The 26,175-nt window shown below is 63.6% G+C and carries 28 protein-coding genes; 16 read left to right on the top strand and 12 right to left on the bottom strand.

What is annotated here, in order from left to right; all coding sequences use genetic code 11:
- Positions 1–31: 31 nt before the first annotated feature.
- Positions 32–496, top strand: coding sequence for a GNAT family N-acetyltransferase (locus JEY66_RS15435; protein WP_018272865.1), 465 nt, complete (start codon positions 32–34; stop codon positions 494–496).
- An 85-nt stretch (positions 497–581) separates the two neighbouring features.
- A complete protein-coding gene (locus tag JEY66_RS15430; RefSeq protein WP_018272866.1) occupies positions 582–1,616 on the top strand; it encodes an AI-2E family transporter in 1,035 nt (344 codons plus the stop codon).
- On the opposite strand, the gene JEY66_RS15425 is transcribed toward JEY66_RS15430, so the two are convergent.
- Both JEY66_RS15425 and JEY66_RS15420 read right to left on the bottom strand, forming a co-directional pair.
- Positions 1,613–3,331 (bottom strand): metallophosphoesterase family protein, encoded by a 1,719-nt coding sequence (locus tag JEY66_RS15425; RefSeq protein ID WP_307724561.1) that lies wholly within the window; start codon positions 3,329–3,331, stop codon positions 1,613–1,615. The genes JEY66_RS15430 and JEY66_RS15425 overlap by 4 nt on opposite strands.
- 174 nt (positions 3,332–3,505) lie before the next feature.
- Positions 3,506–4,645: an epoxide hydrolase family protein gene (locus tag JEY66_RS15420; protein WP_018272868.1), complete on the bottom strand. Its 1,140-nt coding sequence runs from the start codon at positions 4,643–4,645 to the stop codon at positions 3,506–3,508.
- 194 nt (positions 4,646–4,839) lie between these two features.
- Between JEY66_RS15420 and JEY66_RS15415 the strand changes: the two genes are divergently transcribed.
- A complete protein-coding gene (locus JEY66_RS15415) occupies positions 4,840–5,316 on the top strand; it encodes a hypothetical protein (protein WP_018272869.1) in 477 nt (158 codons plus the stop codon).
- 9 nt (positions 5,317–5,325) lie between these two features.
- Here the strand turns inward: JEY66_RS15415 and JEY66_RS15410 are convergent, their stop codons facing one another.
- From JEY66_RS15410 to xoxF5, 5 genes are all read right to left on the bottom strand, one after another.
- Entirely contained in the window at positions 5,326–6,279 is a 954-nt protein-coding gene (locus tag JEY66_RS15410) for a hypothetical protein (protein WP_018272870.1), read from the bottom strand.
- Positions 6,280–6,416: 137 nt separating this feature from the next.
- Entirely contained in the window at positions 6,417–6,980 is a 564-nt protein-coding gene (gene gfa / locus JEY66_RS15405) for an S-(hydroxymethyl)glutathione synthase (protein ID WP_018272871.1), read from the bottom strand.
- Positions 6,981–7,013: 33 nt separating this feature from the next.
- The gene (locus JEY66_RS15400; protein WP_026193090.1) at positions 7,014–8,123 is read right to left on the bottom strand and encodes an S-(hydroxymethyl)glutathione dehydrogenase/class III alcohol dehydrogenase; all 1,110 of its coding nucleotides are present in this window, start codon (positions 8,121–8,123) and stop codon (positions 7,014–7,016) included.
- Positions 8,124–8,173: 50 nt separating this feature from the next.
- Positions 8,174–8,656, bottom strand: a complete 483-nt coding sequence (locus tag JEY66_RS15395; protein WP_038379125.1) for a c-type cytochrome, methanol metabolism-related — start codon at positions 8,654–8,656, stop codon at positions 8,174–8,176.
- A 122-nt stretch (positions 8,657–8,778) separates the two neighbouring features.
- Positions 8,779–10,584 (bottom strand): lanthanide-dependent methanol dehydrogenase XoxF5, encoded by a 1,806-nt coding sequence (gene xoxF5, locus JEY66_RS15390; RefSeq protein WP_018272874.1) that lies wholly within the window; start codon positions 10,582–10,584, stop codon positions 8,779–8,781.
- A gap of 421 nt (positions 10,585–11,005) precedes the next feature.
- Between xoxF5 and JEY66_RS15385 the strand changes: the two genes are divergently transcribed.
- Positions 11,006–11,980 (top strand): helix-turn-helix domain-containing protein, encoded by a 975-nt coding sequence (locus JEY66_RS15385; RefSeq protein ID WP_016847804.1) that lies wholly within the window; start codon positions 11,006–11,008, stop codon positions 11,978–11,980.
- 30 nt (positions 11,981–12,010) lie between these two features.
- Entirely contained in the window at positions 12,011–12,445 is a 435-nt protein-coding gene (locus JEY66_RS15380; protein ID WP_018272876.1) for a YkvA family protein, read from the top strand.
- Here JEY66_RS15380 and JEY66_RS15375 read toward each other — a convergent pair.
- A complete protein-coding gene (locus tag JEY66_RS15375) occupies positions 12,442–13,806 on the bottom strand; it encodes a histidine kinase (RefSeq protein ID WP_018272877.1) in 1,365 nt (454 codons plus the stop codon). The two genes, JEY66_RS15380 and JEY66_RS15375, sit on opposite strands and share 4 nt — an antisense overlap.
- Positions 13,807–13,990: 184 nt before the next feature.
- Between JEY66_RS15375 and JEY66_RS15370 the strand changes: the two genes are divergently transcribed.
- Together JEY66_RS15370 and fghA are read left to right on the top strand one after the other, a co-directional pair.
- Positions 13,991–14,611: a response regulator transcription factor gene (locus JEY66_RS15370; protein ID WP_018272878.1), complete on the top strand. Its 621-nt coding sequence runs from the start codon at positions 13,991–13,993 to the stop codon at positions 14,609–14,611.
- A gap of 30 nt (positions 14,612–14,641) precedes the next feature.
- Positions 14,642–15,481, top strand: a complete 840-nt coding sequence (fghA, locus tag JEY66_RS15365; RefSeq protein ID WP_018272879.1) for an S-formylglutathione hydrolase — start codon at positions 14,642–14,644, stop codon at positions 15,479–15,481.
- A 165-nt stretch (positions 15,482–15,646) separates the two neighbouring features.
- Here fghA and JEY66_RS15360 read toward each other — a convergent pair whose 3' ends face one another.
- Entirely contained in the window at positions 15,647–16,123 is a 477-nt protein-coding gene (locus tag JEY66_RS15360) for a DUF3280 domain-containing protein (protein WP_018272880.1), read from the bottom strand.
- A gap of 185 nt (positions 16,124–16,308) precedes the next feature.
- On the opposite strand from JEY66_RS15360, the gene JEY66_RS15355 reads away from it, so the two are divergent.
- From JEY66_RS15355 to JEY66_RS15330, 6 genes are all read left to right on the top strand, one after another.
- Positions 16,309–17,490, top strand: coding sequence for an ABC transporter substrate-binding protein (locus JEY66_RS15355; protein WP_018272881.1), 1,182 nt, complete (start codon positions 16,309–16,311; stop codon positions 17,488–17,490).
- A 5-nt stretch (positions 17,491–17,495) separates the two neighbouring features.
- Complete coding sequence (locus JEY66_RS15350; RefSeq protein ID WP_018272882.1) at positions 17,496–18,473, top strand: YVTN family beta-propeller repeat protein; 978 nt, start codon at positions 17,496–17,498, stop codon at positions 18,471–18,473.
- Positions 18,470–19,291 (top strand): ABC transporter ATP-binding protein, encoded by an 822-nt coding sequence (locus JEY66_RS15345; RefSeq protein WP_018272883.1) that lies wholly within the window; start codon positions 18,470–18,472, stop codon positions 19,289–19,291. Before JEY66_RS15350 ends, JEY66_RS15345 begins: the two co-directional genes overlap by 4 nt.
- A complete protein-coding gene (locus tag JEY66_RS15340) occupies positions 19,288–20,136 on the top strand; it encodes an ABC transporter permease (RefSeq protein ID WP_018272884.1) in 849 nt (282 codons plus the stop codon). The genes JEY66_RS15345 and JEY66_RS15340 overlap by 4 nt, the downstream gene beginning before the upstream one ends.
- A complete protein-coding gene (locus tag JEY66_RS15335; protein ID WP_038379101.1) occupies positions 20,133–20,750 on the top strand; it encodes a hypothetical protein in 618 nt (205 codons plus the stop codon). The genes JEY66_RS15340 and JEY66_RS15335 overlap by 4 nt, the downstream gene beginning before the upstream one ends.
- Positions 20,751–20,892: 142 nt before the next feature.
- On the top strand, positions 20,893–21,189 hold the full coding sequence (locus JEY66_RS15330; protein WP_026193095.1) for a copper-binding protein: 297 nt from the start codon (positions 20,893–20,895) through the stop codon (positions 21,187–21,189).
- A gap of 27 nt (positions 21,190–21,216) precedes the next feature.
- On the opposite strand, the gene JEY66_RS15325 is transcribed toward JEY66_RS15330, so the two are convergent.
- Together JEY66_RS15325 and JEY66_RS15320 are read right to left on the bottom strand one after the other, a co-directional pair.
- Positions 21,217–21,771, bottom strand: a complete 555-nt coding sequence (locus tag JEY66_RS15325; RefSeq protein WP_018272888.1) for a PQQ-dependent catabolism-associated CXXCW motif protein — start codon at positions 21,769–21,771, stop codon at positions 21,217–21,219.
- A gap of 10 nt (positions 21,772–21,781) precedes the next feature.
- Complete coding sequence (locus JEY66_RS15320) at positions 21,782–22,663, bottom strand: substrate-binding domain-containing protein (protein WP_018272889.1); 882 nt, start codon at positions 22,661–22,663, stop codon at positions 21,782–21,784.
- A 167-nt stretch (positions 22,664–22,830) separates the two neighbouring features.
- On the opposite strand from JEY66_RS15320, the gene JEY66_RS15315 reads away from it, so the two are divergent.
- Together JEY66_RS15315 and JEY66_RS15310 are read left to right on the top strand one after the other, a co-directional pair.
- Complete coding sequence (locus JEY66_RS15315; RefSeq protein WP_018272890.1) at positions 22,831–23,757, top strand: quinoprotein relay system zinc metallohydrolase 2; 927 nt, start codon at positions 22,831–22,833, stop codon at positions 23,755–23,757.
- Between the two features lie 43 nt (positions 23,758–23,800).
- Positions 23,801–24,625 (top strand): quinoprotein dehydrogenase-associated SoxYZ-like carrier, encoded by an 825-nt coding sequence (locus JEY66_RS15310; RefSeq protein WP_018272891.1) that lies wholly within the window; start codon positions 23,801–23,803, stop codon positions 24,623–24,625.
- 125 nt (positions 24,626–24,750) lie between these two features.
- Here JEY66_RS15310 and JEY66_RS15305 read toward each other — a convergent pair whose 3' ends face one another.
- The gene (locus JEY66_RS15305; RefSeq protein WP_018272892.1) at positions 24,751–25,092 is read right to left on the bottom strand and encodes a hypothetical protein; all 342 of its coding nucleotides are present in this window, start codon (positions 25,090–25,092) and stop codon (positions 24,751–24,753) included.
- A gap of 149 nt (positions 25,093–25,241) precedes the next feature.
- On the opposite strand from JEY66_RS15305, the gene JEY66_RS15300 reads away from it, so the two are divergent.
- Positions 25,242–26,174 (top strand): ABC transporter substrate-binding protein, encoded by a 933-nt coding sequence (locus JEY66_RS15300; protein ID WP_244620827.1) that lies wholly within the window; start codon positions 25,242–25,244, stop codon positions 26,172–26,174.
- Position 26,175 lies beyond the last annotated feature (1 nt).

The following is a 26,175-nucleotide window of genomic DNA, read 5'->3' as shown; positions in this document are numbered from 1 at the left end:
CGCGGGACGCGTTTTCAACTAAGCTCGCCGGATGGACATGCTCGTCAAGCTCTACGCTCTGCCCGATTCCCGGCCCGCCTATGATCGATTGCTCAAGGCCGGAATTGCGATGCGCCGCGCGCTCGCGCCTGAAAAGCACAAGGTCGTGGCCTGGGTGCGGGAGACATTCAGCGAGGCGTGGGCCAGCGAAACCGAGGTCGCGTTCAGCCGCCAACCGGTCTCCTGCTTCATCGCGATCCAGCAAAAGAAGATCGTGGGATTTGCCTGCCACGACGCGGCCTGTCGCAACTTCTTCGGCCCGACCGGTGTCGCGCCGAAGGCGCAGCAGGGCGGAATCGGCAAGGCGCTGCTGTTCGCCTGCCTCGAGGACATGAAACACGAGGGTTTTGGCTATGCCATCATCGGCGGCGTCGGGCCGGCAGAATTCTATTCGAAGGCCGTCGGCGCGGTCGCCATCGAAGGCTCCGCGCCAGGAATCTATCGAGGATTGCTGTAGCTGCGCCGCAAGTCCCTTTCCGGTCTTGTCGCGCGACGAGACAGACTGACAATCTCTGCGTTCACGGAGGTCGGACAACTCAAGGATGGCAGGCGGGTTGAAGATCACGACCGGCATCATCGCCGCGGTGCTGGTCATTGCGGCGGTGGCTCAGGCGCGCAGCGTGCTCGCCCCGCTTGCGGCCGCCCTGTTCATCATCGCGATCGTCTGGCCCGTTCAGCAACGGCTCCAGTCATGGCTGCCGAAACTCCTCGCGCTCGCGGTTACCGTCGTCGTTACGACCGCTACCTGCGTCGCATTTGCCTCGCTTGCGGCGTGGGGGTTCGGCCGCGTCGGGCGCTCATTGATTACGGATGCGGCGCGGTATCAAGCCTTCTACGATGCCGCGGTGATCTGGCTCGACGGCCATGGCGTCTCGTTCGCCGGCCTTTGGGCGGAGCATTTCAACGTCGGCTGGCTGCTGCGCACCACGCAATACGTCACCGGCCGCGTCAACACCACGTTGAGCTTCTGGCTCGTCGCGCTGGTCTATGTCGTGCTGGGACTTCTCGAGGTCGAAGACGCTGGTCGACGAATCCAGCGGTTGGAGAATCGCACCGCTGCGCGCGTCCTGCTCAAGGGCAGCAAAGCGACGGCCGCCAAGTTTCGCAAGTATATGCTGGTGCGGACGCAGATGAGCGCGGTCACGGGTCTGTTGGTCGGCCTGTTCGCCGCCGTGACCGGACTGCCATTCGCATTCGAATGGGGCGTGATCGCCTTTGTCCTCAACTACATTCCTTTCGTCGGCCCTTTCATCGCGACGCTGTTCCCCACGCTGCTGGCCATGACGCAGTTCGAGAGCTGGCCCGCGGTGTTTGGTGTGTTCGCCTGTCTCAACGTCATCCAGTTCGTGGTAGGCAGCTATATCGAACCGCGGGTGGCCGGCTCGACATTGTCGATCTCGCCGTTCCTGGTGCTGTTTGCGATCTTCTTCTGGAGCTCGCTTTGGGGCCTGTTCGGGACCTTCATCGGCGTGCCGATCACGCTCGCTATTCTGACCTTCTGTGCCGAGAGTCCGTCGGCCGCCTGGATCGCTGATCTGTTCGGCGGATCGCACCAAGATAAGCCGCAAACCTCCTAGCTTCTGGCAATCTCAACCCGCTCAGGCTCGGCGAGGCAGAGCTTCCGGTCCGGGCCGACCATCATTCTGTGGATATAGAAATAACTGACCGCATCGTCGGCCCCCATCACCGGTGAAGGGGCCGAGACGACCTTCGACGCACCACACGTACCGATCCAATCGATGTGCCGGTGACCGTGCATCACCACCGAGCGATCGGAAAACCTTTGCAACCTGCGCACAAACCAACTGCCGTTGATCAAGGCCGTCCCAATGCGCTCGGCAAATGTCTTCACCGGCATGGGATATTCCATCAAGTGATGATGTAGCGCGATGGTCCAGCATGCCGTCGGGAAATGACGGATCGCAGCCTCCAACCGCCGTGTTTGCGCTTCCGAAACCAAACCGAGCGCGTTGGTGAAGGAGAAGTGGGTTTCGGCGTTGGAGTTGAGAATGGCGATCCCGAGGCCGCCGTCCTGGTCCGGCGGCAGGATCATTGGGAATTGATCATCGAACAGGCCGCGGAGCGCCGCCGCGCGGCGCACGCCCCCGTGCTGCGCAAATTGCGTTATCCGATCATGATAAGGGGCCAGCGCCTGGTTCAGCGTGGCCGACGGTTTGCCGAAACCGTCGATGACGCGGACGCGATCGCCCTGGACGGCCGCGATCGCCGACAGGGTGCGCATCTGCCGTAGCCGCTTGCCTGGGCTGAACGGCAGGTCGAGGCGCGCGGGATTGGCACGATCCACCACGTTAACGTCATGATTGCCCGGAAGCATGATGATGCGTGCAGCGAGCTCGGGATGACCCGCCAATGCATCGAGAAATTCCGCCCATTCGCCGGGCCGGCCGGCGTCCGTCATATCGCCGCTGATCAGCACATGGTCGAGCGGATCAACGGAGTGAATTTCGGCAAGGCGAGCCAGCACGCGATTGAAGCGTTCGTTTCCCCGCGGACCGGCGGTCCCGCTTTCGATGCGGAAGCCGTATCGTTCGCCGACCACGTGAAGATCGGACAGATGCGCAACGCGCCAGCAGCGGCCTCCGGACGGCGCCGCGTCGAATCCGGCAAGGTCGGCCGGTTGTTCCATACTGGCGTCGGCCACGCTCCAGGCCAGTGATGCGACCGCAAGATAGCAGGACACCAGCACCACGGCGTTCGCGAACGTCGGCAGCACAAGACGATGGATCAGGACCAGGTCATTGATGGTCGCAGTCCATTGCGAAGCAGGCCAGGCCAGGGCCGCGATCAATGCCGCCCCCGCAGAGAGCAGTATGCCGGCGCCGACCGAGCAACTGCGCCGCAGCCTCGTGCGAGAGGCAGGAGTTGCGCCAGCGCGCCAGAGCAGCTCCGCCAGATGGCCCAGTGCCTCGCGCGTGAAGGCGTAACTCGGTTGGACCGCGAGCGCGTTCAGCGACCAGAAGCTTGTTTCCGCGATTTGAAACAGCGGTCGCCCGCCGAGCCATCCCAACGCCGCGATCACAACCAGCGCCAGCACGGCGCCCACTTCGGAGAGGGCAAGAGCGTGTTGCGAAAGGCTCGAAATCCAGGCGGACGCGACCAGTGGCGCAAGGCCGAGCAGCACGCCCGGGAGCAGAAGCGAAATCGTCCAGGCGAACAACAGTTTCGCGGGGCTTATCTCAACCAGAAGGCTACCCACGATCGCGAACAACGAACGCTGTTCCGGGCTGGCGGCATTGTCCTCAAAGTCGCCGTGGCGGGGATCAAGCAGCACGCCGACGTCCTCCGTTGCATGGCGCATTCTGTCACAAACCGCTTCAGACCAACATACGCGCTCTCGACCTTGGCGGGTTACTCCGTTGACACATGCTTACCTGGAGGTTTCGCCTGCGGCTTGCTTGAGCATGATCTGTCCGGAAAACCGCGTCGCACTTTTCCGGTTCATGCTTCAGCGCAGCTTGCCGAAGAATTCGCGCACCTCGCCGATGAACAGCTCGGGCTGCTCGAATGCCGAGAAATGTCCGCCTTTCGGCATCTCGCTCCAGTGCTGGATGTTGGTGAAGTTCGTCTCCATCCATTTGCGGACCGGCGTGACGATCTCCTTGGGGAACGCGGCAACGCCGGTCGGCACGCTCACCTTGTGCGGGGTTCGCTTGCCCGGCCCGAAACTTTCCCAATAGAGCCGCGCCGACGACGCGGCCGTTGCGGTGACCCAGTACAGCATGACGTTGTCGAGCAGCTCGTCGCGGCTTAGGATGTTTTCCGGATGGCCGTCGCAATCGGTCCAGGCCCAGAACTTTTCCAGGATCCAGGCCGCCTGCCCGCTCGGCGAATCCGTCAGGCCATAGCCGAGCGTCTGCGGCCGGGTGGATTGCTGCTTGGAATAGCCGGAATCCCAGTCGGCATAATATTTGATGCCGTTGAGCGCCCTCGTCTCCTCCGGCGTCGGCTGTCCCTCGACATTGGGCCGGGTCGACATCGCAAGCGTGATGTGAATGCCGGCGCAATGTGCAGCATCCTGTCCGCCGATCGCGGTCGTGACCGCGGAACCCCAGTCGCCGCCTTGTGCGAAATAGCTGGCGTATCCGAGCCGCTGCATCAGGACGGCCCAGGCCTTGGCGATCCGGTCGACGCCCCAGCCCGTCGCTACAGGCTTGGCCGAGAAGCCGAAGCCCGGCAGTGACGGGCACACCACGTGGAAGGCATCGGCGGCAACGCCGCCATGCGCCACAGGATCTGTCAATGGCTCGATCACCTTGTGGAATTCGACCACCGATCCCGGCCAGCCATGAGTAATGATCAAGGGCCGCGCCTCCGGGTGCTTCGAGCGGACATGGATGAAGTGGATGTCGAGCCCGTCGATTTCGGTGGTGAACTGGCTGAAGCGGTTGAGCCGCGCCTCGCGCTGCCGCCAGTCATAGGTCTCGGCCCAATAGTGGCAGACGTCCTTGATCCATTGCAGCGGCGCGCCCTGACTCCAGTCGTCGACCAGCTCGGCTTCCGGCCAGCGCGTTCGGCGCAGCCGGCTGCGCAGATCCTCGAGGACATCGTCGCTGACGGCGATGCGGAACGGGCTGATGGCGGTCATGGCGTCTCCCCGGGGATGCTGAACTTTCCGGAGAAGATAGGGGCGCCAAGCCCGCCGATCAAATCCGGGCCGCGTCATTTGCGGCGCCTCTCTGCGTCGTCTGCACAAACCCTGCACGACAAAGCGCGAATTCGGCATGACAAAGTCCGTCACAGCCGCCGTCATTTTGTTAAGAGAGGCGGCGATGGATCGGCATGCATCGCGCGATCGAGGCACGCATATCGCAGCTCACGGAGATTCTTGTGGCACTCTACCTGACGAGCGTCCTGAACGCGCAGGACGTTCTATTGAAGCTGGGATTGCCGCTGATCATCATGTTCTTGGCGGGATGGATCATCATCAGGCGATGGGTTAGCACGCCCGGCATCGCGCCAGGGTTTTCGCCGGCAGCATCGTCTGCCCTGTTCGCCCCCGTTCTCCTCGTCATGTACTTCTACGTGCTGCAGTCCAGCATGCAGGAAGGCATTGCCGCGCAAGCGGAGCTCGTCATGTTATACGGCGCGATTTTCGCGCCGACATTTCTTCTGCTCGTTCCATTCGGGGTCGCTTCCCTGATCCGGGTGCGCCGACAAGGCAAGCCGCTCGGCAATGGGCTGCTGTGTATCGCATTTGCGGCCTGGCCGATCCTGCAGGTGGTGTGGATGTGTCTGCTGTTCGGCGAGTGGGAATAGCTCGCTGAGCTATTTGCCGATCGCCGCCTCGAGCAGCGCCTGGGCCTGCCTGATGGCCGCGGCGAAGGCCGGCTGCTGCGGCGCGCGCTCGGTGAAGCAGCGCTTGAACGCGTCCTCGCCCTGCTGGCGCAGGTCGCCGAGCTTGTCATAGGCCTGCCTGGTGATCTGCTTGCGCTCGAGCTTCTCGGCCGCTGCGTCGGCCTTCTTGTTGTAGTCGGTGCGGATCGCGGTGCAGGCCGGCACTTGCACCGCCGGCTCGATCTCGCCATAGGCGACATACATCTTGCCGCCGGCGAGCGCCGCCACGAACACCTCGTCGGCCTTGTCGGGGAACGAATCCTGGGTGCGGCCGGCCAGGAAGCCGTAAGCCAGGGCGACGGACGCCGGCTTGGCGATCGGCAGCTCGTCGAAATTGACCACCGCGGCATCGGTCGAGATCGCCTGGGTGTAGAGGCCCTCGAACTTCAGCGCAGCATCGACCTGCTGCGGCACGTTCTTGCTGCCCTTGTCCCACCACGTCTTGTGTTCGTGCAGCCAGTGCGCGAACAGAGGCTCGGTGGTGACGATGATATGGGCTTTCGGCTCGACGAAGCTGCCGTCGGGGCGCTTTTCTCCGATCTTTGCCCCGTCCCTGCCGGTGTCGGCATCGAAGCGCAGGCCGTCCAGCATACCGAACCCCATATCGCCCTTATATAAAGTGTCGAGGTTGAGCTGGGCGGGAGCAAAGCCTGGCCGGGCGGGCTGGGACAGGATAGCCGTCAGCTGCTCCTTCAGCTCGTCGCGCGCGGCCGCCTCTGCCTTGTCGACGGACTCATTGATCTTGTTGTCGTTCGACAGCTTGGCGAATTTGGCGATCGCGGCGTCACGCGCGGCGATATAGCGGTCCTCCGGCGACGCGGCGCGGGCCGGCGAAAGCAGCAGGATCGGGGGAAGGACGAGGGCAAGGCGGAAAATAAAATGCATGCCCTGTGGTCGTCCGCAGGGCATGCAAGGTTCAAGGTCACGGGTACTACCAGCATATCCCTCGCCGGCAGATCCTCTGCCGGCGCAGGATCTCGTCAAGGCGAGCCGGTCAGGCCGCCTTTGTCACGATGCCGTCGTCAGGCCGCTTTGGACTTCGCCACGTGGGTGGCGATCGCGTCCATCAGCGGCGGCGACAGGCAATCATAGGGCTCGAGCCCAAGCTCCTTGAGCCGCGACCTGATCCCGGCCATATCGGACGGCTTGACGCCGGACTCGATCACCGACGACACGAAGGCGGCAAATCCGGGCGCAGCCGAGCCGGACTCCTGGAACAGCTCGGGATGGATGAAGTCGAGGCCATAGAACGGATGGCCCTTGTTCTCGATCCGGCCGTACATATGGGTGCCACATCCGGTGCAGGCATGGCGCTGGATCACCGCAGCCGCGTCGACGATCTTCAGCTTGTCGCCGTTTTCCAGCACGGTGACGTTCTCGCGCGGAACCACCGCGACCACCGAGAAGGTGGCGCCCGAAGGCTTCCAGCATTTGGTACAGCCGCAGGCGTGGTTGTGGGCGACGTCGCCCTTGATGCCGACCTTGACCGGCTTGTCCGCGCATTTGCAGACCAGCGTGCCGCCGGCAAAGCTGCCGGAGCCTTGCTTGACGCCATTGTCGACCGACGGGTGGATATGAACAGTCATTGACCTATCCTCCTAGTGCTTGGTGTTTTGATTTCAGAATACGACGACCGAACGGATCGATTTTCCCTCGTGCATCAGGTCGAAGCCCTTGTTGATCTCGTCGAGTTTCAGCACGTGGGTGATCATCGGATCGATCTGGATCTTTCCGCCCATGTACCAGTCGACGATCTTCGGCACGTCGGTGCGGCCGCGCGCGCCGCCGAAGGCGGTGCCCTTCCAGACCCGTCCGGTGACGAGCTGGAACGGCCGGGTCGCAATCTCCTTGCCGGATTCCGCGACGCCGATCACCACCGAGACACCCCAGCCGCGATGGCAGGCTTCCAGCGCCTGCCGCATCACGTTGGTGTTGCCGGTGCAGTCGAAGGTGTAGTCGGCGCCACCATCGGTGAGCCCGACAAGGTGCTGCACGATGTCGCCCGACACCTTGGTCGGGTTGACGAAATGCGTCATGCCGAACTGTTTGCCCCAAGCCTCCTTGGAGTCATTGATGTCGACGCCGATGATCTTGTCGGCGCCGACCATCTTGGCGCCCTGGATCACGTTGAGGCCGATGCCGCCGAGGCCGAACACGACCACGTTGGAGCCCGGCGTCACCTTGGCGGTGTTGACGACCGCGCCGACACCGGTGGTGACGCCGCACCCGATGTAGCAGCTCTTGTCGAACGGCGCGTCCTCGCGAATCTTGGCCACCGCGATCTCGGGCAGCACGGTGAAGTTCGAGAAGGTCGAGCAGCCCATATAGTGGAAGACCGTCTTGCCCTTGTAGCTGAACCGCGAGGTGCCGTCGGGCATGACCCCCTTGCCCTGGGTGGCGCGGATCGCGGTGCAGAGATTGGTCTTCTGGCTCAGGCAGCTTTTGCACTGCCGGCATTCCGGCGTGTAGAGCGGGATCACATGATCGCCGGGCTTGACCGACGTCACGCCGGCGCCGACCTCGCGAACGATGCCCGCACCTTCGTGCCCGAGGATCGAGGGAAAGATGCCCTCGCTGTCGAAGCCGTCGAGCGTGTAGGCATCGGTGTGACAGATGCCCGTCGCCTTGATCTCGACAAGGACCTCGCCGGCCTTGGGGCCTTCCAGATCGAGCTCGACGATCTCAAGCGGCTTCTTTGCTTCAAATGCGACTGCGGCGCGGGTCTTCATCTTGGTCTCCACAAAACATCAAACAGGTTTCTCATTCGCGCCGGACACGCTCACTTCTTGTCGTTGTGACCCATGCAGGCGTCTTCCGCCTTTCCATAGGCTTCCGACTTGTCTTCATGCTTGGCCGGCCGAACACGCCCAACCGCATCATTGGCGCGGGCGCGCAGGTAGACATAGAGGTCGTCCATGTAGCAGGCAACGTTCGGGTTATCGCCGAATGCCGGCATGACGTTTTCCTGCGCCGTCGAGACGTTCTTGCGCCCGCTAGCGACCACGCCCATGAAATCCGGATAGGTCATGGTCTTGAGCGAATTCGCCAGCGCCGGAGCGTAGGTCGATCCCATTCCGTCGGGACCGTGGCAAACGTGGCACTCCGAGTGATAGCGGCGGTAGCCGGAGTAGGTGTACCAGTCCGTCGTGCCGTCGGCCGTAACCTTGAACGTCGGGTTTCCATCCTTGTCGAGATACTTGCCGTCCTCGGACTTGACGGCGGTCGGGTCGCCAGCGTCCTCGGCGGAGGCAACTCCACCCATTGCCACGACAAAGATCGCAGCACTCACAAACCAGATCTTACGCAAAAGCATATCCTCGCGTGCAGATTGAAGACGGACCGGCGCATGGAGATCGCCCATGCGCCGGAACGAGGTTGCTCAGCTCACTGCTGCGGCAGCGAGAACACGGTGAGCGTTCCACCGAGCGCGGTGTAGTTGCTCAGCGCGGCATAGCCGCCAACTGCACCAAGACCGGCCGTCGGATCAGTCAGACCGGCCGCGAGACCGATGCCTGCCCAACCGCCAACACCCGACAGAATGGCGACGTACTGCTTGCCGGCATGCTCATAGGTGGTGACGTTGCCGATGATGCCGGACGGGGTCTTGAACTTGTAGAGCTCCTTGCCCGTCTTGGCGTCGACAGCCTTCAGGTAGCCTTCCAGCGTGCCGTAGAACACCACGCCGCCGGCGGTCGCGAGCGCACCCGACCAGACCGAGAACTGCTCCTTGTTCGACCACACGATCTTGCCGGTCTTGCCGTCCCAGGCGATGAAGTTGCCCATGTTGGTCTCACCGGGAGGCGGATACATCGACAGCGTCGCGCCGACATAGGGCTGACCTGCGGTGTAGCTCACCTTGAACGGCTCGTAGTCCATGCAGACGTGGTTGGTCGGCACGTAGAACAGCTGCGTATCCGGCGAGTAGGCTGCCGGCTGCTCGTCCTTCGAGCCGAGCGCTGCCGGGCAGATGCCCTTCACGTTGACGTCCTCACCGGCCTTGTCGGTCGACGCGGCATCAAGAACCTTCGGACGACCATAGGTCGGCGAGTCCTTCTTCATGTCGACGCCGGAGGTCCAGTTCACCTTCGGATCGTACTTCTCGGCGACCAGCAGTTCGCCGGTGGCGCGATCGAGGGTGTAGCCGAGGCCGTTACGGTCGAAGTGGGTCAGCAGCTTGCGCGCCTTGCCGTCGATCGTCTGATCCGAGAGGATCATCTCGTTGACGCCGTCATAGTCCCATTCGTCATGGGGCGTCATCTGGTAGACCCACTTGGCGACGCCGGTATCCGGGTTGCGTGCCCAGATCGTCATCGACCACTTGTTGTCGCCCGGACGCTGCTTCGGATTCCAGGTCGAGGGATTGCCCGACCCGTAATAGACGAGGTTCAGTTCGGGATCGTAGGAGATCCAGCCCCAGGTCGCGCCGCCGCCGATCTTCCACTGATCGCCCTGCCAGGTCTTCAGGCTCGAATCCTTGCCGATCGGCTTGCCAAGCTCGGTGGTCTTGTCGTCGACCAGAAGCTGGTCATCCGGACCTTCCGAGTAGCCGCGCCAGACCTGCTTGCCGGTCTTGATGTCGTAGGCGGTCACATGAGCCTGGACGCCGAACTCGCCGCCGGAAATGCCGAGCAGCACCTTGTCCTTGACCACCAGCGGCGCGGAGGTGCCGGTCGAGCCCTTGCTGGGATCGCCGTTCTTCACCGTCCATTCCACCTTGCCGGTCTTGGCATCGAGCGCCACCAGCGTGGTGTCGGCCTGGTGCAGGAAGATCTTGCCGTCGCCATAGGCAACGCCGCGGTTGACGGTGTCGCAGCACATCACCGGAATGACGTTCGGATCCTGCTTCGGTTCGTACTTCCAGACGATCTTGTTGTCCTGCGAAAGGTCAAGAGCATAGACCTTGTTTGGGAACGGGGTGTGGACGTACATGATGTTGCCGATGATCAGCGGGCCGCCCTCGTGGCCGCGCAGCACGCCGGTCGAAAACGTCCAGGCGACCTGCAACTTTCCGACGTTCGAGGCGTTGATCTGATTCAGCTTGGAGTAACGCTGATTGGCGTAGTCTCCAGCCGGCATCACCCAGTCCTTCGGGTTCTGCGACATTTTGTGGAGTTCGTCATTGGCGTTGGCAGCTCCGACGGCAAATACCGCCATTGCCCCAAGACCGGTCGCGTAAAGCATCTTGCGCATCGTGGATTTCCTCCCAGGTTCAAGAGCTCAAGGGTTTCCGCCGAAACGGCCCCACTTCTTCCATTTTGGTGCCCCAGTCGTAGTCCTCTCGAAACACGCTGGCTTGCCCAATAGAGAAGAGCCGTTTGCTCAAAAGCGAAGCTTCGTCAGATTTTTGTCGCCCGGCCCTGAATTGGCTGGAAAGCTTGCTTCATGTTGCAGGGCATCAATCGCAGCCGGCGCGATCCGGATGCCAGATTGACGCGTGCTAAGGTTGCGCTTGACGAGCCCAGAACTAAGTCGGAGGATCACCCGACATTAACCGGGAAGAAATCCCGCCGCCTCCCTAAGCTATTCAGAATCAGGGAGAAGGCGCATCATCCCGGGCCAGACTTAAGCTCGGTGAGCAGTCACGTTGGGGATCGAATCGGTGGCTGGAAAGATGTCCGATACAGTCCATTCTCTCAGCACGAACGGATTGACGCCCAAGCGGCAGATCCAGCGCTGGTCGGATGCGCTCACTGACCTTTGCGGCCAGTTCGATGTCGATGCGCTGGAAGGATCGTCGCTCGAAGCCCGGGTTAATTTCACGACGGTATCGCGCTTGAAGCTGTGCCAGATCGAGGCAAGCCAGCACCGGATCGCGCACACCATCTCGCGCATCAAGCTGAGCGAGCATCCCTACATCAAGATCGTGTTCCAGACCCACGGCGTCTCGCATTTCGAGCAGGACGGCCTGCACTTCGACATCATGCCGGGCGACTGCTTCGCCTACGACGTGTCGTGTCCGCACACCATCATCAGCCCGTCGCTGACGCGGCACGAGGTCGTCATCGTTCCAAAGGATCTTCTCAAGGAGCGCGGCTTCCAGCTCTCCAAGATGGCGCCGTGCAAGCTGTCGGCGCGCAACGGCACCGGCCGCATCGCCTATGATTTCGTCCATGCCGCCTTCGGCGAGGCACCGACGCTGACCCCGGTCAATGCCGTCGGCGTGGCCGATGCGCTGATCGACCTGCTGCTGCTGCCGCTGCGCGAGACCGGCGCCATGTTCGACCGCGGCAGCGCCGAGGCCACCTATGTGCGGGCCCAGGGCTTCATTCGCGAGCATCTGCGCGATCCCGATCTCTGCATCGATCGCATTTCGGCGGCGCTCGGCTGTTCGAAGCGCTATCTGCACATGCTGTTCAGCGATCGCGGCATGACGGTCAGCGACTACATCTGGAAGGCCCGGCTGCAGAATTGCCGGCAGGAGCTGGAGTCCCAGAACGGCAAGACCATCACGGACGTCGCGTTCTCCTGGGGCTTCTCGAGCTCATCGCATTTCAGCCGCGTCTTCCGGAAGTATTTCGGCATCGCGCCCTCCTCCGTCCACAAGGGCCTGCACGGCGGTATGCCGGCCGATGTGGTGCTGGAATAGCAGTTCCATCCGACGTGCAGGCGTTGCGCCATGCCGTCCGCCAACAGACTTTCCTCAATCAAGTTGTCCTCAACCAAGCTGTCCTCGATCAAGGTTTGGGCGCGCAACCTCAAGCGGGACAGCGTTGCGCTGTATCTCGCATCGCGTGATCCGCGGGTGCCCTGGTATGCCAAGGCCCTTGCGGTCGCCGTCGCTGCCTACGCACTGTCTCCCATCGACCTGATCCCGGATTTCATTCCGGTGATCGGCTATCTCGACGATCTGATCCTGCTGCCGCTCGGCATCTGGCTTGCGATCTCGCTCGTGCCGGACGAGGTGATGATGGAATGCCGAGCCAAGGCCAGCGCCGTCTCGCAGCGTCCGACCAGCCGGGCGGGAATGATCGCGATCGTCGTGCTCTGGATCGCCGGTGCGCTGGCGCTGGCTTGGGCGGCTTTCAAATACTGGCGACAGCCAATCGTCTAGGACCGTGGGGCCTTTGGCACGAGCGCCTCGACCGTCACGCCATCATCGCTGGAATTGATGCTAAGCGTACCGCCGAGCGCGAGGATCCGCTCCCGCATCCCGGTTAAACCGCGACCAAGCCTGTGATCGCTCAGCAGGCCGCGGCCATTGTCGCGAACCCGCACCAGCGCGCAGTCGCGGCTGCCGCGTAGTCCTGCCTGCCGTTCCGCCGGTTCGATCGTGATATCGACCGCCGTCGCACCGGCATGGCGGAACACGTTGGTGAGCGCTTCCTGGACGATGCGGTAGATCGTGAGGTCGGCCATCTCGCCGGTATCGCCGAGCGCCGCCGAAATGCGGCTCTCGATCTCCACCTCCGGGTGGGTTTCGCTCCATAGCCGCACCAGCGCGCCGAGCGCTTCCGTAAGCCCGAGCTCGGCCAGTCCGACCGGCCGCAATCGCTCCAGAATCCGGCGCGTGAACTGCTGGAGCGCGTTGACCTGCTCGAGGATGGCGTTGCCGTGCTTGCGCAATGCCGCAGGGTCCGGCCTTTCGACTTCCGACAGCCGGGTCAGCGCGCCGGCATGCGCGCGCAGGGCAAACAGATAGGGCCCGAACTCGTCGTGCAATTCGCGCGCGATCTCCTTGCGCTCGGAATCCTGCAGCGAGACCGCACGCTCGGCGAGCTGCCGCTTGCCCTCCACGGCGTCGCCAAGAGTCGCTGCCAAATGGTTCAGTTTGGCACAGATCGCGGCCAATTCCGGCGAACCGCCGGGCTCGACGCGTGCATCGTAGTCCCCGGCCTCGATGCCGGTCATGGCCTGCGACAATGCCTCCAGCGGCGCCAGCGCGCGGCCGACCACCAGCATGGTGACCAGAAGCAGCGCGACCGCGATCGCGGAGCCGACCTCGAGCTGGGTGACGATGCCGTCCCAGATCTCGGCGATTTCGTCGTCGGGATGCGAGGTGATGACCAGCGATTGCGGCTTGCCGTGCACCGAGATCGGCACCCGCACCGAGGTCTGCTCGGGATGAACCAGCGCGACGAACCACTGCGGCGGAGCGCGCGGCTCGCCGGCGTCCTCGGGGCGATCAGGAGATTTTGCGGTCGCGCCATCCTGCCGCGTGATGCTGACATGACGCAGCCGGCTCAGGTCCTGAACGATCTGATCGAGCCGCGCATCGGGATCCGGCGCCTCGTCGAGACCGGCCACAATCGTCGCAACGAACTCGCGCGCCAGGCGGATCACGCTCTGGTCCTCGGCCTGGACACGCGGCCCCGCTTCCAGCACGAGCCGCGCAATATTGATGCCGAGGCCAAGCGCCAGGATCAGCGCCAGCAGCAGGTTGATCCGCGCGCGCAAGGATAGCTTTTGCCACATGACGTTGCCCCCGACCGCGATCCCTCCTCCGAGAGGATCGTTGACAGCCAAATTTGCCCGGCTATCTAATCGCACCCTATCGCAATCTCGCACGAGGTGCACAACCGGTCGGAACCGACCTGTCCTTCGCGCAAACCGATGTGATGACGAGTGAATCGAAGCAGGTCGCCGGAACAACAACGCCATGCGCATTCTGATCGTTGACGATCATCCCATCGTTGCCTCCGGTTGCCGCACCGTGTTCGCCGACGATCCCGAGATCACGCTGCTGGAAGCGGCGGATGCCGAAAGCGGCGAACGGGCGTTCGTCGCGGAGAAGCCCGATCTCTGCGTGATCGACATCAACCTGCCGACGGTCTCCGGCTTCGAGCTGGCGCGCCGCATCCTGACGCATGATGTATCTGCGCGCCTCATCATGTTCAGCATGAACGACGACCCGGTGTTCGCCGCGCGCGCCATCGACATCGGCGCCAAGGGCTACGTTTCGAAGACCGGCGATCCCAACGATCTGGTGGAAGCGGTGCGCGAGGTCGGCAATGGCGGCGTCTATCTGCCGCCGGCGATCGCGCGCAACGTGGCGTTCGCGCGGCCGGGCTTTGCGCAAAATCCGCTCTCCAAGCTCACTTCGCGCGAGATGGAGATCCTGCGCCTGCTCAGTTCCGGCAAGAGCCTGTCGGAGATCGCCTGGCTGGTGCATTCGTCATACAAGACGGTCGCAAACACGTCATCGATCATGCGCCAGAAGCTTGGCGTGCGCACGTCGGCAGAGCTGGTGCGGCTGGCGATCGAGAGCGGCGTCGCCTGACGCAGCGCTCCAACCAAGAGGAATACGACAATGCAGACGGTTTCCCAGAACAAGTCGCATGGCGGCACGCAAGGCGTCTATCGGCATCCAAGCCGCGAGACCAAGACCGACATGACCTTCTCGGTGTTCGTCCCTGAGCATGCGGCCGGCACCAGGCTGCCCGTCGTCACCTATCTGTCGGGCCTGACTTGCACCCACGCCAACGTCACCGAGAAGGGCGAATTCCGCCAGGCATGCGCCGAGCTCGGCCTGATCTTCGTCGCACCCGACACCAGCCCGCGCGGCGAAGGCGTCCCCGGCGATCCCGCCAATTCATACGATTTCGGGCTCGGCGCGGGCTTCTATGTCGACGCGACGGAGCCGCCGTTCGCGACCAATTACCGGATGTGGAGCTACGTCACCGAGGAACTGCCAAAGCTGATCGCCGAACAATTCCCGGTCGACACGACGCGGCAGTCGATCCTCGGTCACTCCATGGGCGGCCATGGCGCGCTGACGGTGGCGCTGCGCTATCCCGATCGTTATCGGGCGGCCAGCGCGTTTGCGCCGATCGTGGCGCCGTCGCAGGTGCCGTGGGGCAACAAGGCGCTCGGCGGCTATCTCGGCAGCAACAAGCAGGCGTGGCGCAAGCACGACGCCGTTGCCCTGATCGAGGACGGTGCCCGCTTCTCCGATCTGCTGGTCGATTACGGCGATGCCGACGGATTTCTCACCGATCAGCTGCGGCCCGAACTCCTGAAGGTCGCGTGCGAGAAGGCCAACATCCCCCTCACCCTGCGGCGTCAGCCGGGCTACGACCACAGCTATTACTTCATCTCGACCTTCATGGCCGATCACCTGCGGTGGCACGCAGCGCGGCTGAAGGCGTGATGCTTGCCGCGCCGAGGCGGCGCGATACCAAAATGTCGAAAACAACCCCATGCACAGTAGCCGGCGGCGGCGCTCGACCAGCCAACGTTCGACCAGACGACTTGACACATCGGGCAACTCAGGACTATTCTTCTAATATTCCGAAATCGTCCAAGCACCCGTCGCTCATCGTGCCTGCGGCGCGCCGTAATTCGGCGCGAGCAGGCGGTTGCGCACGAGGTAGTCGGCGGCGCGCGACCAGGATTCGTCGGTATTGCCGCGCATGTCGGCGCTCGCCGCTGCCAGCAATTGGCCGCTATGCACGTCGCGCAGATAGAGATTGATGTTGAGGATGAGGTTGGAGACCTTCTGCACCACGCCCGTCATCACGAGATCAGCGCCCAACTCGCCGGCCAGCTTCACATCGCAGCCGCCACAGGCCTGAAGATTGCTGCCATGCGCCGCAGCATTGACCGGGGCGATGTCGAGCACGCGGAACTTGCCTGAGTCCGCGAGCTCCTTGCGCACCTGGTCGCCGGCCCGGAGCAGCCGCGCCTGCTCATCAGCGCGCGGCCCGCTCATCTCCCCCTGCAGGCTGGTGTCGATCATCTCGAGGTCGAACACCGCGAGCTTGGGCGGTTCGGCGCGTGCCGCCGCAGACATCACTAGCAAAGATATGACGAGGCCAAGCGCCGATCTCATGATTGTGAACCAATCGAATTTGTAACGTCGCAACGACAAAAAGCGGGGTTGCAAGCTAGGCCAATTCCGGCATCTTGCAAGTCAACAGCATGGAAGCCGGATTTCCGAAAGGCCATGCCGAGTGAAAAAAGACTGCGGGAGGAGTTATGTTGCGATGGCTGATCGGCACGATCGCGCTCAGCATGGTGGCGACCGGCGCGCTGGCGGCTGATCCCGTCGAGGTTCATATCGGCTATCTCGGCCTTTCCGGCGTCAAATCGACGCTCTCGCTGATCGAGCAGCCCGCCGACAATGACGGCATCGCCGGCGCGCGCCTCGCGATCGAGGACAACAACACGACCGGGAAATTCCTTAACCAGCGCTTCGTGCTCGACGAGGTCAAGGTCAAGGACAGCGACGATGTCGCCAAGGTCGCGACCGATCTCGCCGGCCGCAACGACTATATCATCACCGACCTGCCGGCCGATGCCCTGCTCAAGGTCGCCGACGCGCTGCGCGACCGCGGCACCGTGCTGCTGAACGCGGGCGCAATCGACGACCGGCTGCGCGAGCAGGACTGCCGCGCCAATGTCATCCACATCGCACCGACCCGCTCGATGCTGGCGGACGCGCTTGGCCAGTATCTGGTGTGGAAGCAGTGGAAGCGCTGGCTGCTGGTGGTCGGCTCGCATGATCAGGACAAGCTTTACGCCGACGCGCTGCGCCGCGCCGCCACCCGTTTCGGCGCCAAGATCGTCCAGGAACGGACATTCGAGGACACCGGCGGCGCGCGCCGCACCGACAGCGGCGTGACCTTGATCCAGCGCCAGATGCCGGTGTTCACGCAGCAGGCGCCGGCCTACGACGTGCTGGTCGCGGCCGACGAGAGCGAGGTGTTCGCGAACTACCTGCCGTACCGTACCTGGGACCCGCGGCCGGTGGCGGGCTCGGCGGGCCTCGTGCCGACCAGCTGGGACGCGGCACATGACCAATGGGGCGCGGTCCAGATTCAGAACCGCTTCGTCAAGCTGAACATGCGCCGCATGACGGCGCTCGACATGCAGGCCTGGACCGCCGCGCGCATGATCGGCGAAGCCACATCGCGCACCAATTCAGGAGATCCCAGGAAGGTCATCGCCTTCCTCAAGGGCAAGGATTTCTCGATTGCCGCTTTCAAGGGCACGCGCTTGACCCTGCGAGACTGGAATCTGCAGCTCCGCCAGCCGATCCTGCTGGCCGATGGTCGTATGGTGGTCTCGGTCTCGCCGCAGGAAGGTTTCCTGCATCAGGTCTCCGAACTCGACACGCTCGGAGTTGACCGGCCTGAAACGAAGTGCAAGCTGCAGTGAGGGAGATGAAACGCATGTGGCGCCGCTGTCTGTTGACCGGGATGCTCGTTTGGCTTGCCGCGGCACCGGCGTCCGCCTTCGTTGCCTACGTCTCCAACGAGAAGGGCAACACCGTCACGGTGATCGACACCAACAGCTGGACGGTGACCAAAACCATCAAGGTCGGCCAGCGGCCGCGCGGCATCGAGTTCTCGCGCGACGGCAAATTCGTGATGGTCGCGGTCGGCGACGACGACACGATCCAGGTGATCGACACCAAGACCCAGGAGATCGTCGACACCCTGCCCTCCGGTCCCGATCCTGAATTGTTCACCCAGGATGCCGCCGGCAAGACCATGTATGTCGCCAACGAGAACGACAACACCGTGACCGTGATCGATCTCGAAAAGCGCGCCCGGATCGGCGACATCCAGGTCGGCGTCGAACCCGAGGGGATGACGATCAGCCCGGACGGCAAGATCCTGATCAACACGTCCGAGACGACCAACATGGCGCATTTCATCGACACGTCGACGCGCCAGATCGTCGCCAATGTGCTGGTCGATTCGCGGCCGCGCTTCGCCCAGTTCAAGCGCGACGGCTCCGAACTGTGGGTCTCCTCCGAGATCGGCGGCACGGTGTCGATCGTCGATCCGGTCAAGCGCGAGGTGACCGGCAAGATCACCTTCGAAATTCCGGGCCTGCGCAACGAGGCGATCCAGCCCGTCGGCATCGGCATGACCAAGGACGGCAAGACTGCATTCATTGCGCTCGGCCCCGCCAACCGCGTCGCGGTCGTCGACGGTGTGACCCACAAGGTCCTCAAATATCTCCTGGTCGGCCAGCGGGTCTGGCACATGGATTTCACCCCGGACGAAAAATATTTGCTGGTCACCAACGGCGTCTCGAACGACGTCTCGGTGATCGACGTTGCATCCCAGAAGGTGATCAAGACCATTCAGGTCGGCGAACTGCCCTGGGGGATCACGATCGCGCAGCCATGACCGCAACCGACGCCCATATCGCGAGCCAGCCCTCGCCGGATGCAGGCCCTGGAACAGCCGCGGCCGTGCAACCGGCGCTGTCGATCGGCAATGTCAGCCATAGCTACGGCCCGCGCCGCGCCCTGATCGATGTCAGTTTCACGGTTCAGCCTGCGAGCTTCACCGCGCTGCTGGGCCTCAATGGCGCCGGCAAGAGCACGCTGTTCTCGCTGGTGACGCGGCTGTTCGGCATCCAGAACGGCCAGATCAAGATCTTTGGCCACGACATCAGCCGGACGCCTGGTGAAGCGCTGCGGCTGATGGGCGTCGTGTTCCAGCCGCGAACGCTCGACCTCGACCTCTCGCTGACGCAGAACCTGCTGTATCACGCCGCGCTGCACGGCATCTCGCGGCGCGAGGCGCGGCTGCGCAGTGCCGAGGTGCTTGGCCGCATCGGGCTTGCCGACCGCGCCGCCAGCAAGGTGCGCGATCTCTCGGGCGGCCAGATGCGAAGGCTTGAGATCGCCCGCGCGCTACTGCACCGGCCCCGGCTGCTGCTGCTCGACGAGGCCACGGTCGGGCTCGACGTCAAGGCGCGCGCCGACATCCTCGACCATGTCCGGCAGCTCGTCACCGAACAGGGCATCGGCGTGCTCTGGGCGACGCATCTGTTCGACGAAATCATGCCAAACGACGACCTCGTCGTGCTGCATCAGGGCCGAATGCTGGCGCACGGCCCGGTGTCGCGCGTGATCGCGGACGCAGGCGCCCAGGACGTCAACACCGCGTTCATGCGGCTGACCGGAACGGCAACACTCGCGGGGAGACCGCCGTCATGACCAGCACGACGGTTACGGCTGAGCGAAGCGGCTTCTCGCTGTCGGAATACATCGTCTGCCTGAACGGCATCGTGTGGCGCGAGGCGCTGCGCTTCCTGCATCAGCGCGAGCGCTTCGTGTCGGCGCTGGTCAGGCCGCTGGTCTGGCTGTTCATCTTCGCGGCCGGCTTCCGGCAGGTGCTCGGCATCTCGATCATCCCGCCCTACGAGACCTACATCCTCTACGAGGTCTACATCGCGCCCGGGCTGATGGCGATGATCCAGCTCTTCAACGGCATGCAATCCTCGCTGTCGATGGTCTACGACCGCGAGATGGGCAACATGCGCACGCTGCTGGTCAGCCCGCTGCCACGCGGCTATCTCCTGTTCTGCAAGCTGCTCGCGGGCACGGCCGTGTCGCTGCTGCAGGTCTATGCCTTCCTTGTCATCGCATGGTTCTGGGACATCGCGCCGCCGACGATCGGCTACCTCACCGTGCTTCCGGCGCTGGTGCTGTCGGGCCTTATGCTCGGCGCGCTCGGCATGCTGATCTCGGCCAGCATCAAGCAGCTGGAAAATTTCGCTGGCGTGATGAACTTTGTGATCTTCCCGATGTTCTTCGCATCGTCGGCCCTCTACCCGCTGTGGCGCGTGCAGGAAGGCAGCCCGATGCTGTATTATATCTGCCAGTGCAATCCGTTCACGCATGCGGTGGAGCTGATCCGGTTTGCGCTGTATGGCAAGATGAACTGGATTTCGCTCGCGGTGGTCGGCGGCTGCACGGTCGTCTTCATGATCGGCGCGATCCTGGCTTACGATCCATCGCGCGGCCTGGTGCGCCGCGGACCCGGCGGAGGCGAGGCATGACAGGCTGGCGAACAGGGCTGGGCGCGCTGCTCGCGATGGTTCTGTCGAACCAGGTCGCATCAGCTGCCGACCCGCGCTATCCGGACTGGCCCTGCCAACAGGCCAAGGTGCCCGAGATCTCGCTCGCCGCGGTCTGGGCCGGGCCGCCGCTCGGCGACGCCGAGACCAAGTGGAAGGACGACGCGAAAGTCAGCGCACTCGCGATCAAGCTCGCGGCGCGCCGCGTCCCGCTGGAGGAGGCGCAGAAGGAGATCACCGAATTCCTGTCAGCTGCCGCGGCCGACAAGGCCAATGCGGGAAAGCTGCTGTTCGCGGGCCTGTTCGATACGCTAAACGGACAGCGCGCCTCGGTGATGAACGGGCTCGAGCGCGTGATGCGCAAGCAGCGCGAGGCCGCGGAGAAGATCCGCGACGACACGCTCAAGCTGCAAGCGCTGCAGGACGCGACACCGCCGGACCAGGCCAAGGTCGACGAGCTCGGCAACCAACTGGTCTGGGAGACCCGCATTTTCGAGGACCGCGGGCGCGTGGTGAAATTCGTCTGCGAGGTGCCGACCGCCATCGATCAGCGCCTGTTCGCGCTCGGCCGGACCATCCAGCAGGAGCTCGATTGAGGCCTGCGACCGATCGCCCCGGGATCGTTAACGCGCCGCCTTGACGGTCTGTTGGGTAACAATCTGTTGGGCCACGCCGATCCGGAACAAACTGCGTTGCCCGCTCGTTGTCTCCAACTATATCTGAAGTTGGGAGACCTCCATGAAAGCAGCCAAGATCGTCATGACCAGCCTTGCCGCCGCGAGCCTGGTCACCTCAGCGGCTTTGGCCCAGCAATCCATGTCGGGAATGGTCACCAAGATTGACCGACTGAGTGGAACCATCTCGATCCAGCAGACGCAAAGCGGCACGGTGGGCGCGTCCGGCGGCTCGATTCAGGAATACAAGGTACCCAAGGGACAATCGCTGGAGGCCTTCCACGCCGGTGATAAGGTCTCGTTCACCACAACGGACAGCGACGGCGGCAAGACCATCAACAAGCTCGACAAGCAGAAGTAACGCTCGGGTGGCGCGTTGGGGGCGGGCTCATTGCTCTCCCTCGCGCGGCTCGGGCTCGGCATCCGCCAGCGGCAATTTGGCACGCTCCCAGCCGTCGGTTCCCTCCGGATACCAGGCCACGTTGCGGTAGCCGTAGGACAGCACGCGCTTGGCGGCGTTCCACGACATCCAGCAATTCTCCTGGCAGTAGATCACGAGCAATCTGGTCGCCTCGCCGCCTGAGGCGCGGACGAGCCCGCGTCGCAGATAATCCTCCGTGGGCGCAGCGAGCTTGCCGTAGCCGGTGTCGGGCAGCCAGATGCTGCCGGGAATGTTGAGGTGCGGCCGTTCGCGCCACACCGTGCCGGCGGGCAGGTTTGGCTTCGGCGCGCGCGGCAGCACGTCGACGAAGCCGGCGGACTTGTCGCGCCAGATCGCTTCCGCTTCCGCGGTCGTGAGCACCCGTGCGCCGGCAAGCGTCACCGGCACCGGCGCGCGGTAGTCCTCGGTGCGATAGCCCTCCGGCTCTGCGGGTGGGTCCTGCGCGCGGACAGACGAAGCGGCGACGAACATCACCGCAAGCACGGCCGCGAGCCTGATCATGGTGATTTGGTCATGGTGATTTGGTCGCGGTCTCCGGCCCGATTGGACGGTCGTTCTCGTCGAGCAGCGGGACGCCGTAGTCGAGCAGGATCTTGTTGATCTCGGGCTGGTTCTCCTGGATCAGGCGATTGAGCTGGCGCTTCCAGTTCTGGTCGGATGCCCGCACACCCATACCGATGCGATAGACCAGCTTCGGTCCCGTGGTCTCCTTGACCAGCGGCGTGATGTGCAGCGGCGGGTTGGCCTTCTTGGCGTAAAAGCCCGCCATCGGCCCCCACAGGATGCCGGCGTCGATCTCACCCTTGGCGAGATCGTTCATCATCGCCTCGGCCGATGAATCGTAGCGCGTATCGATCATCAGCGGATAAGGCTTCGCATTGGTCATCAGGCCGTTGATGGCCATGTTGGTCGCGGGCGGCGTTCCCGCCACGATGCCGATATGCTTGCCCTTCAGCCGCTCGTCCTCGAGCGTCGTGACCTCATCGAGCCCACTGCCCGGCTTGGCGACGATCGCATAGGCTGTGCGGTAATAGGGATTGGTGCCCTGCGCGAGGTCATCGCCTTGCGGAAAGCCCATGATCACGTCGCAGCGATGCGCGCCGAGCGTCATCCGCACGAAGCCGGTCGCCTGCGGAAAGAACATGTAGTCGAGCTTCTTTTGCAGTTTCCCGGCCAGCAGTTCGCCGATCTTGTTCTCAAACCCCTCGCCCTTGTCGTTCGAGAACGGCAGGTTGCGGGGATCGGCACAGATACGCAGCACGCGGGCATCGATGAGTTCGATGGAAAGTTCGCCCTGATCATTGACCTGCGCGCGCGCAGTGTCGCGACCGGCCAGACAGGCGATGAAGCCGACAAGCGCGAGCAGAACAGGACGGCATCCGACAATTCTCATTACGCGGTCTCCTCTTGATCGGATCGATCGCCGCCATCCAGCAATTGCCCGGCGCACCATGACGTGCAACAGGAATGATGTTCGCGACCACGCCGCGTTGCTTGCTGCAGCGCAAACTGGAACGCCACGACATCGATCGCGCGTCCCCGAGTAACTGAGGCGGAAACATGGCTCATGGCGGTTCGGTGCTTGCGCTGCTCCTGATGCTTTGGGCGCCGACCATAGCGCGGGCGCAAGAGGTGGAATTGCCTGTAAGCGAAGTCGCTCCCGGAATATTCGTTCACACCGGGGTCACCGCGTTGATGACGCGCGAGAACGAAGGCGCCATCGCCAATGTGGGATTCGTGATCGGCGACAGCGCCGTCGCCGTCATCGACACCGGCGGCAGCGTCCGCGAAGGACGACAGCTGCTCGCCGCGGTCCGCAGCCATACCGACAAGCCGATCCGCTACGTGATCAACACCCACGCGCATCCGGATCACAGCTTCGGCAATGCGGCTTTCGTCGGCGACGGGACCAGCTTCGTCGGCCACAAGTCGCTGCCACGCGCGCTGGCCGCACGCGGACAATTCTACCTCGACGGGTTTCGCCGGACCATGGGCGACGAGTTGATCGACGAGGTGAAGATCGTCCCCCCGACCGTGCTGGTCGCGGACACGCTGAAGCTCGAGCTCGGCGGACGGACCCTCACCCTGAAAGCGTGGCCGCCCGCCCATAGCGACAACGACCTCACGGTCCTCGACGAGCAAACCAGGACTCTGTTCGCCGGCGATATGGTGTTTCTCATCCATATTCCCGTGGTCGACGGCAGCCTCAGGGGCTGGCTGCGCGCGCTCGACGCGCTCGCTGCGATCTCCGCCGAGCGCGTGGTTCCCGGTCACGGCCCCGTGAGCGCGTGGCCGGCAGCGCTTGCCGATGAACGCCGTTATCTCGGGGTGCTGGCCGCGGACGTGCGCGCACTGGTCGCAAGCGGCAAGCCGATCACGGCCGCGGCGGAGCACGCCGCAGCCGCCGAGCGGCCGCGCTGGCAATTGTTCGACGATTACAACGCCCGCAACGCAACTGCAGCATTCTCGGAAATTGAATGGGAATAGCTGTTCGTCCTATAGTGACGCGGCTGTATAGGATTTCGCGACCATGACCGGACATCGCGCCCGCCTGCTTTGTATCGCAAGCCTGCTCACGATCGCGCTGGGCACACCGGCTGCGCCTGCGGCGGAGGCTTATGATCCCTGGCCCGGTCTCGTCCAGGACATCTTCAGCAACCGTCCGATGAATGACGGAAATGATGTCATCGGCATCGAGATGCCGATGCGCGCGGAAGACGCCGCGATCGTGCCGGTCACGCTGCGCACCAAGCTGCAGCCGAGCGACAGCCGCCGCGTCGTTGCGATCACGCTTGTGATCGACGAGAATCCCGCGCCGATGGCCGCGAAATTCACGCTGGGGCCGGCCGCCAACGTCACCGAGATCTCGACCCGCGTCCGCGTCAACAACTACACCAATGTGCACGCCGTCGCGGAGCTCAGCGACGGAAAGCTCTATGTGAGCAAGGTCTATGTCAAAGCCTCCGGCGGCTGCTCGGCGCCGGCCGGCAAAAACGTCGAGGAAGCCAAGAACCGCCTCGGCCAGATGCGCTACCGGGAATTCACCAAGTCCGAACAGGGACCTGCGACCAGCACGCGGCAAGCCCAGATCATGATCGGGCATCCGAATAATTCAGGCCTGCAGATGGACCAGGTCACGCAGCTCTATATCCCGGCCTTCTTCGTCAACGAGCTGCACATCTGGCAGGACGACAGTCCGGTGCTGGCGATGGAGGGCGGAATCTCGATTTCCGAGGACCCCAATATCCGTTTCACCTACGTCTCGAATGGCGCCAAGCGCTTCCGTGCCGAAGCCAAGGACACCGAAGGGCACATCTTCGAGCACGAATGGAAGGTCGAGAATCCCGGCACCTGACGCGCCGGCGATTCTCACGATCAGAGCTGGAGCCCCGTTCCGCTTCATGCGGAACGGGGCTCTGGATTTTTGCCTTGACGCGTTTTCTGCACGCGAACCCGGGGGCCACTTCGCTCGAAAACCCTCTAGAAGCACCTGACTTCGGCTTCGGCCTGGGCGCGCCTGAGGTCATTGAGCGCGGTCGCCGCCTGCTCGGACGAGCGGAACTGGCCACCCAGATTGCCACGCACCTGCGCCATGCTCAGCACGGTCTCGGCGGTGACGTAGCGATCATAGGGGATGATCGAGGCGACGACGTCGATCGAGCAGGAACATTGCTCGATTGACTGCCGGGATTCGCCATTGGCCTTCATGCAGCCGAACACATACTCCGCCCGCGCCGAGGTCGGATAGTCGTTGATCTCCTGGGCCCGCACGCTGACGGCCGTCCCGGCGAGCACCAGGATGGCGACAATCGGTCGTAGCATGCCAGCTCCTGCCATGGTCCTGCTTCCTCTTCTCTTTCCGCAAGCTATGCTATGGATGTTGATCAGAAAAGAAAACATTCGGGGAAGTGGCTCAAGAAGCGATGATCATCTCTGTACGCACGGTGTTGGCTGCGGCAGTTCTGGCGGTCATGCAGTTCGGCACCTCGTGCTACGCGCAGACCATCCGCGTTGCAGCGCAGAAGACCGGAACGCTGGCCTGGGAACTGGCCGTCATTCGCTCCCATGGTCTCGACAAGAAGGCCAATCTGTCGATCGACGTCGTCGAGCTGGCCAGCCCCGAGGCCGGCAAGATCGCGCTGCGCGCCGGCACGGCCGACGTGATGGTATCGGACTGGCCCTGGGTGTCGCGCGAGCGGTCGCTCGGCGCCAAGCTGCAATTCTATCCCTATTCGAGCGCGCTGGGCGCCGTGATGGTCCCGGCCTCCTCGCCGGTCAAGACGCTCGCGGACCTCAAGGGGCGCAAGCTTGCCATTGCCGGCGGCGCGATCGACAAGAACTGGCTGCTGCTGCAGGCCGCATCGAAGCAGGACGGCGTCGACCTGAAGTCGCAGGCGACCATCGTCTATGGCGCACCGCCGCTGCTGGCCGCCAAGACGCTCGGCGGCGAGATGGATGCGACGCTCAACTACTGGAATTTCTGCGCCGCGCTCGAAGCCAAGGGCTTTCGCCGGCTCGCCGGGATGGAGGAGATCCTGCAAAAGCTCGGCAGCAAGGGCCGCATCGCCATGATCGGCTACGTGTTCGACGAAGCCTGGGCCAACGCCAACAAGGATCTGGTGGCCCGCTTCATCGCCGTGACGCGCGCCGCGAAAGAGATTCTGGCGACCTCGGATGCCGAATGGGACGCGATCGCGTCGCTCACCGGCGCGCAGGATGCCGCAACCCTGCATGCCTATCGTGAGCGCTATCGCGAAGGCATTCCGCGCCGTCCGATCGCCGAAGAGGAGGCGGATGCCCGCGTGCTCTACCGCGTGTTGGCGCAGCTCGGCGGCCGCGACCTGGTCGGCACGGCAACCGAACTCGATCCCGGCACCTTCTACCAAGCGATCCCGGGAGACTAGC

Source organism: Bradyrhizobium elkanii USDA 76, assembly GCF_023278185.1.
In the GTDB taxonomy this organism is placed as follows: Bacteria; Pseudomonadota; Alphaproteobacteria; order Rhizobiales; family Xanthobacteraceae; genus Bradyrhizobium; species Bradyrhizobium elkanii.
Note: the sequence above shows the minus strand (reverse complement) of the source record. Positions and strands in the feature narration are given on the sequence as shown.

Excerpts from the sequence above, each read along its gene's own strand:
- JEY66_RS15435 (WP_018272865.1), top strand. The coding sequence starts at position 32 with ATGGACATGCTCGTCAAGCTCTACGCTCTGCCCGATTCCCGGCCCGCC.
- JEY66_RS15430 (WP_018272866.1), top strand. The coding sequence starts at position 582 with ATGGCAGGCGGGTTGAAGATCACGACCGGCATCATCGCCGCGGTGCTG.
- JEY66_RS15420 (WP_018272868.1), bottom strand. The coding sequence starts at position 4,645 with ATGACCGCCATCAGCCCGTTCCGCATCGCCGTCAGCGACGATGTCCTC.
- JEY66_RS15415 (WP_018272869.1), top strand. The coding sequence starts at position 4,840 with ATGCATCGCGCGATCGAGGCACGCATATCGCAGCTCACGGAGATTCTT.
- JEY66_RS15410 (WP_018272870.1), bottom strand. The coding sequence starts at position 6,279 with ATGCATTTTATTTTCCGCCTTGCCCTCGTCCTTCCCCCGATCCTGCTG.
- gfa (WP_018272871.1), bottom strand. The coding sequence starts at position 6,980 with ATGACTGTTCATATCCACCCGTCGGTCGACAATGGCGTCAAGCAAGGC.
- JEY66_RS15400 (WP_026193090.1), bottom strand. The coding sequence starts at position 8,123 with ATGAAGACCCGCGCCGCAGTCGCATTTGAAGCAAAGAAGCCGCTTGAG.
- JEY66_RS15395 (WP_038379125.1), bottom strand. The coding sequence starts at position 8,656 with ATGGGTGGAGTTGCCTCCGCCGAGGACGCTGGCGACCCGACCGCCGTC.
- xoxF5 (WP_018272874.1), bottom strand. The coding sequence starts at position 10,584 with ATGCGCAAGATGCTTTACGCGACCGGTCTTGGGGCAATGGCGGTATTT.
- JEY66_RS15385 (WP_016847804.1), top strand. The coding sequence starts at position 11,006 with ATGTCCGATACAGTCCATTCTCTCAGCACGAACGGATTGACGCCCAAG.
- JEY66_RS15380 (WP_018272876.1), top strand. The coding sequence starts at position 12,011 with ATGCCGTCCGCCAACAGACTTTCCTCAATCAAGTTGTCCTCAACCAAG.
- JEY66_RS15375 (WP_018272877.1), bottom strand. The coding sequence starts at position 13,806 with ATGTGGCAAAAGCTATCCTTGCGCGCGCGGATCAACCTGCTGCTGGCG.
- JEY66_RS15370 (WP_018272878.1), top strand. The coding sequence starts at position 13,991 with ATGCGCATTCTGATCGTTGACGATCATCCCATCGTTGCCTCCGGTTGC.
- fghA (WP_018272879.1), top strand. The coding sequence starts at position 14,642 with ATGCAGACGGTTTCCCAGAACAAGTCGCATGGCGGCACGCAAGGCGTC.
- JEY66_RS15360 (WP_018272880.1), bottom strand. The coding sequence starts at position 16,123 with ATGTCTGCGGCGGCACGCGCCGAACCGCCCAAGCTCGCGGTGTTCGAC.
- JEY66_RS15355 (WP_018272881.1), top strand. The coding sequence starts at position 16,309 with ATGTTGCGATGGCTGATCGGCACGATCGCGCTCAGCATGGTGGCGACC.
- JEY66_RS15350 (WP_018272882.1), top strand. The coding sequence starts at position 17,496 with ATGAAACGCATGTGGCGCCGCTGTCTGTTGACCGGGATGCTCGTTTGG.
- JEY66_RS15345 (WP_018272883.1), top strand. The coding sequence starts at position 18,470 with ATGACCGCAACCGACGCCCATATCGCGAGCCAGCCCTCGCCGGATGCA.
- JEY66_RS15340 (WP_018272884.1), top strand. The coding sequence starts at position 19,288 with ATGACCAGCACGACGGTTACGGCTGAGCGAAGCGGCTTCTCGCTGTCG.
- JEY66_RS15335 (WP_038379101.1), top strand. The coding sequence starts at position 20,133 with ATGACAGGCTGGCGAACAGGGCTGGGCGCGCTGCTCGCGATGGTTCTG.
- JEY66_RS15330 (WP_026193095.1), top strand. The coding sequence starts at position 20,893 with ATGAAAGCAGCCAAGATCGTCATGACCAGCCTTGCCGCCGCGAGCCTG.
- JEY66_RS15325 (WP_018272888.1), bottom strand. The coding sequence starts at position 21,771 with ATGATCAGGCTCGCGGCCGTGCTTGCGGTGATGTTCGTCGCCGCTTCG.
- JEY66_RS15320 (WP_018272889.1), bottom strand. The coding sequence starts at position 22,663 with ATGAGAATTGTCGGATGCCGTCCTGTTCTGCTCGCGCTTGTCGGCTTC.
- JEY66_RS15315 (WP_018272890.1), top strand. The coding sequence starts at position 22,831 with ATGGCTCATGGCGGTTCGGTGCTTGCGCTGCTCCTGATGCTTTGGGCG.
- JEY66_RS15310 (WP_018272891.1), top strand. The coding sequence starts at position 23,801 with ATGACCGGACATCGCGCCCGCCTGCTTTGTATCGCAAGCCTGCTCACG.
- JEY66_RS15305 (WP_018272892.1), bottom strand. The coding sequence starts at position 25,092 with ATGCTACGACCGATTGTCGCCATCCTGGTGCTCGCCGGGACGGCCGTC.
- JEY66_RS15300 (WP_244620827.1), top strand. The coding sequence starts at position 25,242 with ATGCAGTTCGGCACCTCGTGCTACGCGCAGACCATCCGCGTTGCAGCG.